At 62.0% G+C, this 13089-nt stretch carries 10 protein-coding genes and 1 pseudogene; 9 read left to right on the top strand and 2 right to left on the bottom strand.

Going from position 1 to position 13089, the window contains the following annotated elements:
• Both K5E37_RS12380 and edd read right to left on the bottom strand, forming a co-directional pair.
• Positions 1-473 (bottom strand): glucokinase (locus K5E37_RS12380; protein WP_221533966.1); only part of this gene is annotated, 473 nt, incomplete at its 3' end.
• A complete protein-coding gene (gene edd, locus K5E37_RS12375; RefSeq protein ID WP_085606582.1) occupies positions 470-2296 on the bottom strand; it encodes a phosphogluconate dehydratase in 1827 nt (608 codons plus the stop codon). The genes edd and K5E37_RS12380, both read right to left, overlap by 4 nt.
• 220 nt (positions 2297-2516) lie before the next feature.
• Between edd and gap the strand changes: the two genes are divergently transcribed.
• The 9 genes and pseudogenes from gap (at position 2517) to K5E37_RS12335 (ending at position 13086) form a co-directional block, all read left to right on the top strand.
• Entirely contained in the window at positions 2517-3518 is a 1002-nt protein-coding gene (gene gap, locus K5E37_RS12370; RefSeq protein ID WP_007951174.1) for a type I glyceraldehyde-3-phosphate dehydrogenase, read from the top strand.
• A 119-nt stretch (positions 3519-3637) separates the two neighbouring features.
• The gene (locus K5E37_RS12365; RefSeq protein WP_007951175.1) at positions 3638-4156 is read left to right on the top strand and encodes an RNA polymerase sigma factor; all 519 of its coding nucleotides are present in this window, start codon (positions 3638-3640) and stop codon (positions 4154-4156) included.
• Between the two features lie 123 nt (positions 4157-4279).
• Entirely contained in the window at positions 4280-5245 is a 966-nt protein-coding gene (locus tag K5E37_RS12360; protein WP_221533965.1) for a FecR domain-containing protein, read from the top strand.
• Between the two features lie 122 nt (positions 5246-5367).
• Positions 5368-7953 (top strand): TonB-dependent receptor, encoded by a 2586-nt coding sequence (locus K5E37_RS12355; RefSeq protein WP_221533964.1) that lies wholly within the window; start codon positions 5368-5370, stop codon positions 7951-7953.
• 111 nt (positions 7954-8064) lie between these two features.
• Positions 8065-8661, top strand: coding sequence for a biliverdin-producing heme oxygenase (locus K5E37_RS12350; protein ID WP_221533963.1), 597 nt, complete (start codon positions 8065-8067; stop codon positions 8659-8661).
• A 163-nt stretch (positions 8662-8824) separates the two neighbouring features.
• A complete protein-coding gene (locus K5E37_RS12345; RefSeq protein WP_221533962.1) occupies positions 8825-9181 on the top strand; it encodes a YbaN family protein in 357 nt (118 codons plus the stop codon).
• Between the two features lie 141 nt (positions 9182-9322).
• Positions 9323-10681, top strand: a pseudogene (locus tag K5E37_RS29675) (HAMP domain-containing protein); the annotation flags it as partial.
• Between the two features lie 102 nt (positions 10682-10783).
• On the top strand, positions 10784-11539 hold the full coding sequence (locus tag K5E37_RS29670) for a methyl-accepting chemotaxis protein (RefSeq protein ID WP_371320921.1): 756 nt from the start codon (positions 10784-10786) through the stop codon (positions 11537-11539).
• A 197-nt stretch (positions 11540-11736) separates the two neighbouring features.
• Positions 11737-13086 (top strand): CoA transferase, encoded by a 1350-nt coding sequence (locus K5E37_RS12335; protein ID WP_221533960.1) that lies wholly within the window; start codon positions 11737-11739, stop codon positions 13084-13086.
• Positions 13087-13089: the final 3 nt, after the last annotated feature.

Raw genomic sequence — 13089 nt, 5'->3', positions numbered from 1 at the left:
TCGCCCGGCAACGCGGCAAACCGCCCTTCACCCAGATCAAGCAAGGTACCGACGCCCAGACCAGTGCCCGGGCCGATCACCACTGCCGGGCGCAATGGCTCCGGCGTGCCTTCGCAGACCACGCGGAATTCGCCGGGCTGCAAACGGGTCATGCCCAGCGCCATCGCCGAGAAGTCGTTGACCAGCAACAACTGCTCGACCTGCAAGGTCTGGCAGAACGCCTTGCGGCTCAGGCGCCAGTGGTTGTTGGTGAACTTGAATTCATCACCGCTCACCGGCCCCGCCACCGACAGGCACACCGAACCGATGGCGCCCGGCGCCAGACCGAGCCCGCTCAGGTAGAGGCTGATCGCCTCTTCCGGGCTGGCATGGTCGGCCGTGGCCAGCACCTGAACCGATTCGAGTTGCTGATCTTTCCACAACGCAAACCGCGCGTTGGTGCCTCCGATGTCACCGACCAAAGCCAGTTTCAATTAAGCGTCTCCAGGGCAGAAGTGAAGGCGCTGGCGCCCTGCTCCGCCGAGCTGAAGGCCAAACGCATGAAGCCAAACAGTTCGCGACCGCTGCCGATGTTGTTGCCCAACAGGCCTTTGGCAGGTTCGCGCGCTGCGAATTCGGCGGCGTCCACCTTGAGTTCCAAGGTGCCTTTGACGCCATCGACGCGGATGATATCGCCCTCTTGCACGCGCGCCAAAGCGCCGCCTACATAAGCCTCGGGGCTGACGTGAATCGCCGCCGGGATTTTCCCGGATGCGCCGGACATCCGCCCGTCCGTCACCAGTGCAACCTTGAAGCCGCGATCCTGCAGCACGCCGAGGAACGGCGTCATCTTGTGCAGTTCCGGCATGCCGTTGGAACGCGGGCCCTGGAAGCGCATCACCGCGACAAAATCCTTCTCCAGCAGACCGGCCTTGAAAGCGTCGGCCAGATCCTGCTGATCCTGGAACACCATGGCCGGTGCTTCGACGATCTGGTTTTCCAGCGCGACGGCGGACACCTTCATCACGCCGCGACCGAGGTTGCCTTCCATCACGCGCAAGCCGCCCTCTGCCGAGAACGCACGGGCCACCGGGCGCAGGATGTTTTCGTCGAGGCTGTCGGTCGGGCCTTCGCGCCACACCAGCTTGCCATTATCGAGGAACGGCTCCTTGGTGTACTGGCTCAGGCCGTGGCCGAGCACGGTGTTGACGTCTTCGTGCAGCAGGCCGGCTTCCAGCAGTTCGCGGATCAGGAACGACATGCCGCCCGCCGCCTGGAAGTGGTTGATGTCAGCCTTGCCGTTCGGATAGACGTGGCTCAGGGTCGGCACGACTTCGGAGAGGTCGGCCATGTCCTGCCAGGTCAGTTGAATGCCCGCCGCCATGGCGATGGCCGGCATGTGCAGAGTGTGGTTGGTCGAGCCGCCGGTGGCGTGCAGCGCGACGATCGAGTTGACCAGCGCCTTCTCGTCGACGATTTCGCCGATCGGCATGAAGTTGCCGTTCTGTTTGGTCAGGCGCGTGACCTGGTGCGCGGCTTCGCGGGTCAGGGCGTCACGCAGCGGGGTGTTCGGGTTGACGAACGACGCGCCCGGCAAGTGCAGGCCCATGACTTCCATCAGCAACTGGTTGGTGTTGGCGGTGCCGTAGAACGTGCAGGTGCCCGGGCTGTGGTAGGACTTCATTTCCGATTCCAGCAGCTCTTCGCGGGTCGCCTTGCCCTCGGCGTACTTCTGCCGCACGTCGGCTTTTTCCTTGTTGGAAATCCCCGAAACCATCGGCCCGCCCGGGACGAAAATCGTCGGCAGGTGACCGAAACGCAGGGAGCCCATCATCAGGCCCGGCACGATTTTGTCGCAGATGCCGAGCATCAGCGCGCCGTCGAACATGTTGTGGGACAGCGCCACCGCCGTCGACATCGCGATCACTTCGCGACTCGGCAGGCTCAGCTCCATGCCCGGCTCGCCCTGGGTCACGCCGTCGCACATCGCAGGCGTGCCGCCAGCGAACTGGCCGACCGAGCCGATTTCGCGCAGGGCGTTCTTGATCTGTTCCGGGAAGACTTCATACGGCTGGTGCGCCGAAAGCATGTCGTTATATGACGAAACAATTGCGATGTTCGCCGAGTTCATCATCCGCAGGCTGTGCTTGTCTTCGCTGCCACACCCGGCCACGCCGTGGGCGAAGTTGGCGCATTGCAGTTTGCCGCGCATCGGCCCGTCAGTTGCAGCGCCGCGAATCAGCGCAAGGTAAGCCTGACGCGTGGCGCGGCTGCGGGCGATAAGCCGTTCGGTGACCTCAAGAACGCGGGGATGCATGTGTAGAACTCCAGGCTAACGGATGTGGCGACCTGATTGTCTATGCTGATCAAAAGCCCGTTCGCGTGGGATGACGAACGGTTTTCTTGATCATTCGGACCAGTTGATTCAGGTCACTCGTTGTAGATAAAACAAAATATTGCCACTAAAAAGGCTTGTTTTCTATTTTTATGCGAATAATCTTGTAATTCCAACAACAAAACGACGGCGGCGCTGTTCAATGACTCTTCGAATCGCAATCAATGGTTTTGGCCGCATCGGCCGTAATGTCCTGCGCGCACTGTATACCCAAGGCTATCGTCAGGATTTGCAGATCGTCGCCATCAACGATCTGGGCGACAGCGCGATCAATGCTCATCTGCTCAAGTACGACACCGTTCATGGCACATTCGACGCCGAAGTTGCTCATGACAACGAGAGCCTGACCGTCAACGGCGACCGCATTTCGGTCAGCGCCATCCGCAACCCGGCCGACCTGCCATGGGCCGCGGAAAAGATTGATGTGGTATTCGAATGCACCGGTCTGTTCACCGACCGGGCCAAAGCCGCCGCGCATATTACCGCCGGCGCACGCAAAGTGATTATCTCGGCCCCGGCCAAAGGCGCCGATGCCACCGTCGTTTACGGTGTGAACCACGACATTCTGCGTCAGTCGCACCAGATCATTTCCAACGCGTCGTGCACCACCAACTGCCTGGCCCCGGTGGCCCAGGTGCTGCACCGCGAGCTGGGCATCGAAAGCGGTCTGATGACCACGATCCACGCCTACACCAACGACCAGAACCTGACCGACGTCTATCACACCGACCCGTACCGCGCCCGCTCCGCCACCCAGAACATGATCCCGAGCAAGACCGGCGCCGCCGAAGCCGTGGGCCTGGTGCTGCCGGAATTGGCGGGCAAGCTGACCGGCATGGCCGTGCGTGTGCCGGTGATCAATGTGTCGCTGGTTGACCTGACCGTGCAGTTGAAGCGCGAAGCCTCGGCCGATGAAGTCAATGCACTGATGAAAGCGGCGAGCCAGCATTCGAAGATCCTCGGCTACAACACCCTGCCGCTGGTATCGAGCGATTTCAACCACAACCCGCTGTCGTCGATCTTCGACGCCAACCACACCAAATCCAGCGGCAAACTGCTGAAAGTGCTGGCCTGGTACGACAACGAGTGGGGCTTCTCCAACCGCATGCTCGATAACTGCCTGGCCCTGTGCAACGCGGAATAAAACCGCAGCCGCCGTTTTGAGAGCGGGCAAAAGCTTTACCAACCTTTGACAAATCAACACTTGACCACTCGGGCGGATGATAAGCATTATCATTCGCTCGAAATGGATCAGGTCTTCCCGTGAGTCAATCACACTTCAACCACGTCTTCCTCGCCCAGCGCACTTCGCTGCTGCGGACCCTGGAACGGATGGTCAACAACCACAGCACCGCCGAAGACCTGTTGCAGGAAACCTACCTGCGCGTCACCCGGGCGCTGAGCGAACGGGCCATCGATCACCTTGAACCCTTTGTCTTCCAGACCGCGCGCAACCTGGCGCTGGACCATCTGCGTGCGCGCAAGATTCATTCGCGCACCATGGTCGACGACGTGCCGCAGGACGTGGTGCACAGCGTCGCCGCCCCCGCCAGCAGCGCCGAAGACGCCGCCCACGCCGAACAATTGCTGGAGCGCCTGAACGTGAGCCTCGGTGAACTCAGCCCCCGCCAACAGCAAATCTTCATCCTCAGCCGCCTGCACGGGCACAGCTATCAGGAAATCGCCGAAGAACTGAGCGTGTCCCTCAGCACGGTGCAGAAAGAACTCAAACTGATCATGACCATCTGCATCGGTGTCGCCGAACGCTTGAACGGCGACTGACCTGCAAGCCTTGTCGGTATTCGACAGGATCGACTGCACTGATCATCGGGCTTTGTTACCCTTGCCCGACTTTTACGCTTCACTAAAAAAACAGCCGTGCACAGACACTGCCGAGGAAACACCGTGACGGACATCCACCGCTCCCCTTCGCCTTCATCGGCGCAGGACGCCGCAAGCGCAATGGACCAGGCTCTGGACTGGCTCATCGTGCTCGGCAGTCCGGACGAGGAGCAGACCCGGCAATTCCATGCCTGGCTGGCGGCCGATCCGTTGAATGCCGAGGCGTTCGCCAAGGCCCAGGCAATCTGGGACGGCCCGCAGATCGCCCAGTGCGCGCAGACCCTCGCCGCACAACCGAAGAAAGTCACCGTCCTCACTCGTCTGCGTCCGCACTGGAAACCGCTGGCCACCGCCGCCGTTCTGCTGCTCGGGCTGTTCAGTTTCAGCAACCTGCCGATGCGTTTACAAGCCGATCACCTGACCGTGGTCGGCGAGCGTCAGCGTCTGCAGCTTGAGGACGGCTCGAAAGTCCTGCTCAACACCAATTCCGCGTTCTCCAGCACCATCAACGATCAGCAGCGAGTCGCGCGGCTGTATCAGGGCGAAGCGTTTTTCGAGATCCCGGCCAGCCGCAGCCAGCCGCTGGAAATCGATGCCGGCCCGGTGAAAGCCAGCGTGCGCGACACCGCATTCGCCGTGCGTTATCTGGACGGCGTGGCGCAGGTGCGGGTGCAGCGTGGCGATGTCGATCTGCGTGCGACCCGTGACGATGCGCGGGTGCGGCTGTCTGCCGGTGAGAGCATCCGCATCGGCCCGAACGGTTTCGACCGCCCGGCCAAGGTCGACGCCGCCACCGATCTGGCATGGGTGCAGGGTCGGCTGATCTTCGAGAACTGCCCGCTGAATCAGGTGCTGGCCGAACTGCGCCGTTACTATCCGGGTTTCATCATCAACACCAACGAACAGTTGGCCGACGTCGCCGTCACTGGCAATTACCGTCTCGACCAGCCGCTGGACGTGGTGCGTTCGCTCGCTCATATCACCTCGGCCAAGCTTAAGGAATTCCCGGCGCTGGTGATCTTGAACTAAATGAGAACTATTTTTACTCGATAGCCAAAGCTCGTTCGTCTCGTTATAGCCAATGCAATTGATTCGCATCTCGCGACATCAATCAGCACCTATAAAGATTCGTGCGACACGGAGCGCTATCGATGTCCTCTCGCCTTACCCGCCAGACTTCTTCCCCTTCCCGCGTGCTGTCGCTGCTGACCGCCGCCATTCTGATGGCCGGCACCGCGCCGCTGATGGCCGCCACCGAACAGCCGACGCGCAACATGGGCGACTACTCGTTCGCCATTGCCCAGCAGCCGCTGGTGTCGGCGCTCAACGCGTTCACCGCTGTCACCGGCTGGCAGGTCGGTTTGCCGGCGGAACTGGGTCAAGACGTGTCGTCGCCGGGCGTGCGCGGTTCGCTGCCACCGGAAAAAGCCCTGGAGCGTCTGTTGGTGGGGACCAACCTGAGCTTCCGCAAACTGAGCAACAACAACGTCGTGCTGGAAAAACGCGCCAGCAGCGGCGCACTCAATCTTGATCAGGTGACCATCAGCGCCACCCGTCAGGAACAGTCGATCAACAGCGTGCCGGCCACCGTCACCGTACAGACCCGTCAGGATCTGGACCGCAACAACGTCAACACCATCAAGGATCTGGTGCGCTACGAGCCGGGCGTATCCGTCGGCGGCGCCGGCCAGCGCGGCGGGATCAGCGGCTACAACATTCGCGGCATCGACGGCGACCGCATCCTGACTCAGGTCGACGGCGTCGAAGTGCCGGACGGTTTCTTCAACGGCCCGTACGCCAAGACCCAACGCAACTACGTTGACCCGGAAATCGTCAAGCGCGTCGAAATCCTTCGCGGCCCGGCCTCGGTGCTGTACGGCAGCAACGCCATCGGCGGCGCCGTCAGCTACTACACCCTCGACCCGGACGACATCATCAAGCCCGGCAAAGACGTCGGCGCCCGCCTGAAAACCGGCTACAGCTCCGCCGACGAGAGCTGGCTGAAGTCCGCCACTGTCGCCGGTCGCGCCGACCAGTTCGACGGTTTGTTGCACTACAGCCAGCGCGACGGTCACGAAACCGACTCCTACGGCAGCAACAACGGCACCGGTCTTGAGCGCACCGCCGCCAACCCGGAGGACGTGAAAGCGACCAACGTGCTGGCCAAGATCGGCTGGAACTACAACGAAGGTTCGCGCCTGGGCCTGACCTACGAAAAGTACAAGGATGATCGCGACACCGATCAGAAAAGTGCTTACGGCGGCCCGTACTTCAACGGTGCCCCGACGATCCCGGACAGCGTGCTGCCCGGCGGCATGTACCAGTGGCGTACCGGCAACGACACCATCACCCGCGAGCGTTTTGGCCTGGAGCACAGCTTCGAGCTCGACAGCCTGCTGGCGGATAACGTGAAGTGGAGCCTCAACCACCAGACCGCCAAGACCGACCAGAGCACCGACGAGTTCTATTACCCGATCACCCGTAAAGTGCTGCGCACCCGCGACACGATCTACGAAGAGAAACAGTGGGTCTTCGACGCGCAACTGGACAAGGCCTTCAGCATCGGCGCGACCGATCACGTACTGACTTACGGCACCACCATCAAGCAGCAGAAAGTCACCGGCTCGCGCAGCGGCGACGGCACATGCCTGGCGGTCGGTCGCGGCTGCACCGCCATCGGCGCCACCAGCGCGGCTGACGTGCTGAAAAAATCCAGCGACTTCCCGGACCCGACCATCAACACCTACAGCCTGTTCGCCCAGGATCAGATCAGCTGGAACAACTGGACCTTCCTGCCCGGCCTGCGCTACGACTACACCCAGCTCAAGCCGCACATCACCCAGGAATTCCTCAACACCGTGGCCGCTGACGGCAACGGCACGGTCAGCGACGAGAACAAGACCTGGCATAAAGTCTCGCCGAAATTCGGCCTGACCTACGCCCTGACCGAAAACTACACCTGGTACGGCCAATACGCCGAAGGCTTCCGCACCCCGACCGCGAAAGCGCTGTACGGCCGCTTCGAGAACAGCACCACCGGCTACAACGTGGCGCCGAACCCGGACCTGGAACCGGAAAAGAGCAAAAGCTATGAAACCGGTCTGCGCGGCAACTTCGAGCAAGGCTCGTTCGACGTGGCGGTCTTCTATAACAAGTACCGCGACTTCATCAACGAAGACGCCGTCACCCCGGGCTACAGCGAGCTGACGTTCCAGTCCAGCAACATCAAGCACGCCACCATCAAGGGTGCTGAAGTCAAAGGTCGCCTGAACCTGGATTCCTTCGGCGCGCCGCAAGGCCTGTACACCCAGGGTTCGATCTCCTACGCCTACGGACGCAACAACGACAACGGCGAGCCGTTGAACAGCGTCAACCCGCTGACCGGCGTATTCGGCCTCGGTTACGACCAGGACAACTACGGCGGCCTGCTGAGCTGGACCGTGGTCAAGAAAAAGGATCGCGTCGACGACAGCAACTTCAAGTCGCCGGACGGTGTGAGCAGCCAATTCAAATCGCCGGGCTTCGGCATTCTCGATCTGGCCGGTTATTACAAGGTCACCGACGACGTCACCGTCAGCGGCGGCATCTACAACCTGACCGACAAGAAATACTGGCTGTGGGATGACGTGCGCGGTTACGACAGCGTCGGCGAAGCGTCGGTGACACAACCGGCCAACCTCGATCGCCTGACCCAGCCGGGTCGCAACTTCGCGATCAACCTGGTCTGGGATATCTGATCCGGATGACCTCACGGCGCGCATGCATTGCCGCGTCGTGAGGTTTTTTTACTGTCCGGCGCTTGCCCGTACGTCTCGTTATCAAGCGCCTCTTCTTTTCAAGGACATCTCATGAGCACCCCGGAAAAAGCCCTGCGTTCGCAACGCCTGAACCAGATCACCCACGAGCCGCACAGCAAGCTCGATGCCCTGGTCAAGGCCCATGCGCCGTTCGAGACCCGCGCCAATTTCGCCCGTTTCGTGGTCGCGCAGTACCTGTTCCAGTCGGAACTGGTGTCGCTGTACAACGATGCCGAACTGACCGCGATCGTCCCTGACCTGCCGGCCCGCTGCCGCGCCGAAGCGGCCAGGGCCGACCTCACCGACCTCGACACCGAAGTGCCTGCGCCAGTCGCCGGCGCGGTGAAAAACCCGAGCAAGGCCCGCGCCTTGGGCTGGATCTTCGTCTCTGAAGGTTCCAAGCTCGGTGCTGCGTTCCTGATCAAGCGTGCGGTTGCGCTGGAGCTGAGCGAAACCTTCGGCGCCCGCCACCTTGGCGAGCCTGAGGGTGGTCGCGCTGAAGGCTGGAAGAGCTTCGTGCGCACCCTCGATTCGCTGCAATTCAGCGCTGAAGAGGAAGCCGAAGTGGAGCAAGGCGCGATCGATGCGTTTAACCGCTTCACGGTGCTGCTGGAACAGGCTTACGCCAAAGAAGCCGAACCGGCCTGACGCCACACCAACGGTTCATTGTGGGAGCTAGCCTGCTAGCGATTGCGGCCTGACATTCAATTCAGATATCGACTGATATACCGCCATCGCGAGCAGGCTCGCTCCCACATGGGAACCGAGCAAGTCTGTAGAATCCCCGTTTCGCCTCACGCACTTCGAGCCCATGCCCCAACCCGCCTCCTCCCGACTCGCCCGCCTGCTGTTCGGTCTGCTCGCCTATGTCAGCCTCGGCATCGGCCTGATCGCCATCGTCGTGCCCGGCCTGCCGACCACCGAGTTCATCCTGCTCGCCGCCTGGGCCGCGACCCGCAGTTCGCCGCGCCTGAGTGCCTGGCTGGAAAACCATCGGCTGTTCGGCCCGATCCTGAGCAACTGGCGCAACGGCAAGATCATCGCCCGCAAGGCCAAGGTCAGCGCCACGGTCAGCATGCTGCTGTGTGCCACGCTGATGCTGGTGATGCTCGATCACGGCTGGCCGATTTATCTGGCGATCGCGGGGATGACGATGGGCAACCTGTAGATCTGGTCACGACCGGAAGCGTTGCCGAAGATTTCCTGATTTTTCCCTTGTTTTCAGGGCTTTTACCCGCGCAAACGTTTAGCCATGACCGTTCGTCGGCATGCCGCTCATGCGCCCTCGCCCTGCGCCGATGAGCATTGAATGGCGCTGAATGGATTTGGCGAATCGGGCACCTCCCTGCCCCGTAGCCAACAGTTCATTCATTCGCGAGAACGTCCCATGTTCGACTCTCTGTCCATTCGCCTGAAAATCGTCCTGCTGTCCGGCCTGTGCCTGCTCGGCGTGGTTGCGCTGATCGTCGGCATCAACATCTACCAGACCAACCAGAACGACGAACTGGTCAGCCAGTCGAGCAGCAAGATGCTCACCGCCAGCGTGCAGGATCTGCTGCAGGCCAAGGCGGCCGAGCAGGCGGTGCAAGTGCAGAAAACCTTCGGCGAAAGCCTGTTGGTGATCACCGCGCTGGCCGACCAGATCAAGGACATGCGCGTCATGGCCGCCAAGCGTTCGCTGGACGCCGGCGCCCTGCGTGAAGAGTTGAACCTGAGCCTGAAGACCGCGTTCGAGCGCAACAGCAAAGTGCTCGGCATCTGGCTGGCCTTCGAACCGAACGGGCTGGACGGCAAGGACAGCGAGTTCGTCAACGACGCCGCACGCCAGTCCAACGAAGCCGGGCGCTTCGCCACCTACTGGAGCCGCGCCGCCGGTTCCGCGCTGAACACGATCATGGTCGAAGAAGACATGACCAAGACCACCCTCAGCCTCAGCGGCACGCCCTATAACAGCTGGTACACCTGCCCTCGCGACAACAAGCGCACCTGCCTGCTCGACCCTTACGCCGACACCGTGGGCGGCAAGGAAATGCTCATGACCACCATTTCCGTGCCGCTACTGGTGGACGGCAAGGCCATCGGCGTGGTCGGCATCGACATCGCTCTCGATGCGCTGCAAGCGGCGGCCGTGGGTTCCCAGCGCGACCTGTTCAACGGTGCCGGGCACATGCTGATTGTCTCCGGCAGCGGCGTGTTGGGTGCCTACAGCACCGACGCGACCAAGGTCGGCAAAGGCATCGCCGAAACCCTCGGCGCCGAAGGCAAGGACATCCTGCAACTGCTGAGCGCCGGCACGCCGAAGATTCTCGAACAGGGCGACCTGATCCGCGCCGTGTACCCGGTCGATCCGATCGGCAATTCCCGAGCCTGGGGCGTGGTCATCGACCTGCCGAAACAAGTGCTGCTGGCCGACTCGGTCAAGCTGCAAGCCGTACTCGACGACGCGCAGGAAACCGGCACCATTACCGCACTCGCAGTTGCAGTGATCGCCGGTCTGATCGGCCTGCTGCTGATCTGGCTCACCGCGTCTGGCGTGACCCGTCCGATCAACAGCGTCGCTGAGATGCTGAAGAACATCGCCAGCGGCGAAGGCGACCTGACCCAGCGCCTGAACTACACCAAGAAGGATGAACTGGGCGAACTGGTGAACTGGTTCAACCGTTTCCTCGACAAGCTGCAACCGACCATCGCCCAGATCAAACAAAGCATCACCGAGGCCCGTGGCACCGCCGATCAGTCGTCGGAAATCGCCCGCCAGACCAGCGAAGGCATGCAGGTGCAGTTCCGCGAGATCGATCAGGTGGCGACTGCGTCCAACGAAATGAGCGCCACTGCCCACGACGTCGCCAACAGCGCCTCGAATGCGGCCAACGCGGCGAAAGGCGCCGACCAGTCGGCCAAGGACGGGATGTCGATCATCGAACGCAGCACCCGTGACATCAATCAGCTGGCGGACGAAGTCAGCAAAGCGGTGACCGAGGTTGAAGAGCTGGCGGTCAACAGCGAGCAGATCGGCTCGGTGCTGGAAGTGATCCGCAGCATCGCCGAACAGACCAATCTGCTGGCGCTGAACGCCGCGATCGAAGCGGCCCGTGCCGGTGAAAGCGGTCGTGGTTTTGCGGTGGTGGCCGACGAAGTCCGTAACCTCGCCAAGCGCACACAGGACTCGGTGGAAGAAATCCGCGTGGTCATCGAGCGCATCCAGACCGGCACCCGTGGCGTGGTCGCGACCATGCACTCGAGCCAGACCCAGGCCCATAACAACGCCGGGCAGATCCGCCAGGCCGTGGACGCCCTCGGCAAGATCAGCGACGCGGTCACCGTGATCAGCGACATGAACCTGCAAATCGCCAGCGCCGCCGAACAGCAAAGCGCCGTCGCCGAAGAGGTCAACCGCAACGTCTCGGCGATCCGCACCGTCACCGAAACTCTGACCGAACAGGCCACCGAATCGGCGGCGATCAGCAGCCAGCTCAACGCCCTCGCCAGCCAGCAGATGAAATTGATGGATCAGTTCCGCGTCTAGAACATCACTGTCATCCCTTGTGGGAGCTTGCCTGCAAGCGATGGCGGTGGATCAGTCGATACATCTATCGGCAGACACTCCGCTATCGCTTGCAGGCAAGCTCCCACAGGGATTTGTGTTGACTAGGGAGATTAGGTTTTTCATCTAACTCCATATTCTTTTGCACTATGATCAGGCCCTCTTCCGGAGGGCCTTCGATGACTGATCTGCTCACGTCCATTCAAGCCGCACTCGGCTTGTCCACCATGCCGATTCCGTTCACTGCCGAGGGCGCCCTGCCTTCGGCGTTTGCCGTCACCGACCTTGCCTGCGCGAGCATTGCCGCTGCCGGGCAAGCCGTCGCCGAACTCCTTCAGCAGCAAACCGGCGACTTGCCCACTGTAGAAGTCGACCGCCGACTCGCCTCGTTCTGGTTCGCCACGTCGTTGCGACCGATCGGCTGGGAAGTGCCGCCGCTGTGGGATCCGGTGGCCGGCGACTACGCGACCAAAGACGGCTGGATCCGACTGCACACCAACGCCCCGCATCACCGCGCCGCCGCTGAAAGCGTGCTCGGCGCCTGTGCCGACCGCGCAGCGATGGCGGCGAAAGTCGCGCAATGGGCCAGTGCCGATCTGGAGCGAGCGGTGGTCGAGGCCAAGGGCTGTGCGGCTGAAATGCGCAGCTGGGAACAGTGGCAGAAACATCCGCAAGGGCTGGCGGTGAATGCCGAACCCTTGGTGCATTTCAGTGATGGGAAAGAAGAAAGTCATCAATCATGGCAAGGCTCGTTGGCGCGGCCATTGGCCGGACTTAAGGTGCTCGACCTGACCCGCGTACTGGCCGGCCCGACCGCCAGCCGTTTTCTTGCAGGGTTGGGCGCCAACGTGCTGCGCGTCGACCCGCCGACCTGGAGCGAACCCGGCGTGGTGCCGGAGGTGACCCTCGGCAAACGTTGTGCGCGACTGGATCTGCATGCGCCGGCAGATCGCGCAGTGTTCGAAAGTCTGCTCAAGGATGCCGACATTCTGCTGCACGGCTATCGCGCCGACGCCCTTGAACATCTCGGCTTCGGCGTCGAACGCCGCCGACAACTGGCGCCGGGGCTGATCGACGTCTGCCTCAACGCCTACGGCTGGAGCGGCCCGTGGCAGAACCGTCGGGGCTTCGACAGTCTGGTGCAGATGAGCAGCGGAATCGCCAAGGCCGGACAGCGCTGGAAGCAGGCGGACAAACCGACACCACTGCCGGTGCAGGCGCTGGATCATGCGACGGGGTATCTGATGGCGGCGAGTGTGATTCGGTTGCTGGCTGAACGGTTACGCAGTGGTCGAGGTGGATCGGCACGGTTGTCGCTGGCGCGGACGGCGAAGTTGTTGGTTGAGCATGGGGCTGGGACGGACGAAGCGTTGCGTCCGGAAAATCCACAGGATCAAAGCTCGCTGGTGGAGCAGACACCTTGGGGGCCGGCGCATCGGCTTCAAGCGCCGCTTCGCATCGCAGGAACGCCGTTGCAGTGGGCATTGCCGGCGACCGAGTTGGGCTCACATCCAGCACAATGGTTTTGAAGG

The sequence above is a fragment of the Pseudomonas sp. RIT778 genome (assembly GCF_019718735.1).
In the GTDB taxonomy this organism is placed as follows: Bacteria; Pseudomonadota; Gammaproteobacteria; order Pseudomonadales; family Pseudomonadaceae; genus Aquipseudomonas; species Aquipseudomonas aphyarum.
Note: the sequence above shows the minus strand (reverse complement) of the source record. Positions and strands in the feature narration are given on the sequence as shown.

What these genes read in the sequence shown, in the direction of transcription:
- K5E37_RS12345 (WP_221533962.1), top strand. Translation starts at nt 8,825, where the DNA reads ATGCCCCAACCCGCCTCCTCCCGACTCGCCCGCCTGCTGTTCGGTCTG.
- K5E37_RS12335 (WP_221533960.1), top strand. Translation starts at nt 11,737, where the DNA reads ATGACTGATCTGCTCACGTCCATTCAAGCCGCACTCGGCTTGTCCACC.
- K5E37_RS29670 (WP_371320921.1), top strand. Translation starts at nt 10,784, where the DNA reads ATGCAGGTGCAGTTCCGCGAGATCGATCAGGTGGCGACTGCGTCCAAC.
- K5E37_RS12355 (WP_221533964.1), top strand. Translation starts at nt 5,368, where the DNA reads ATGTCCTCTCGCCTTACCCGCCAGACTTCTTCCCCTTCCCGCGTGCTG.
- edd (WP_085606582.1), bottom strand. Translation starts at nt 2,296, where the DNA reads ATGCATCCCCGCGTTCTTGAGGTCACCGAACGGCTTATCGCCCGCAGC.
- K5E37_RS12350 (WP_221533963.1), top strand. Translation starts at nt 8,065, where the DNA reads ATGAGCACCCCGGAAAAAGCCCTGCGTTCGCAACGCCTGAACCAGATC.
- gap (WP_007951174.1), top strand. Translation starts at nt 2,517, where the DNA reads ATGACTCTTCGAATCGCAATCAATGGTTTTGGCCGCATCGGCCGTAAT.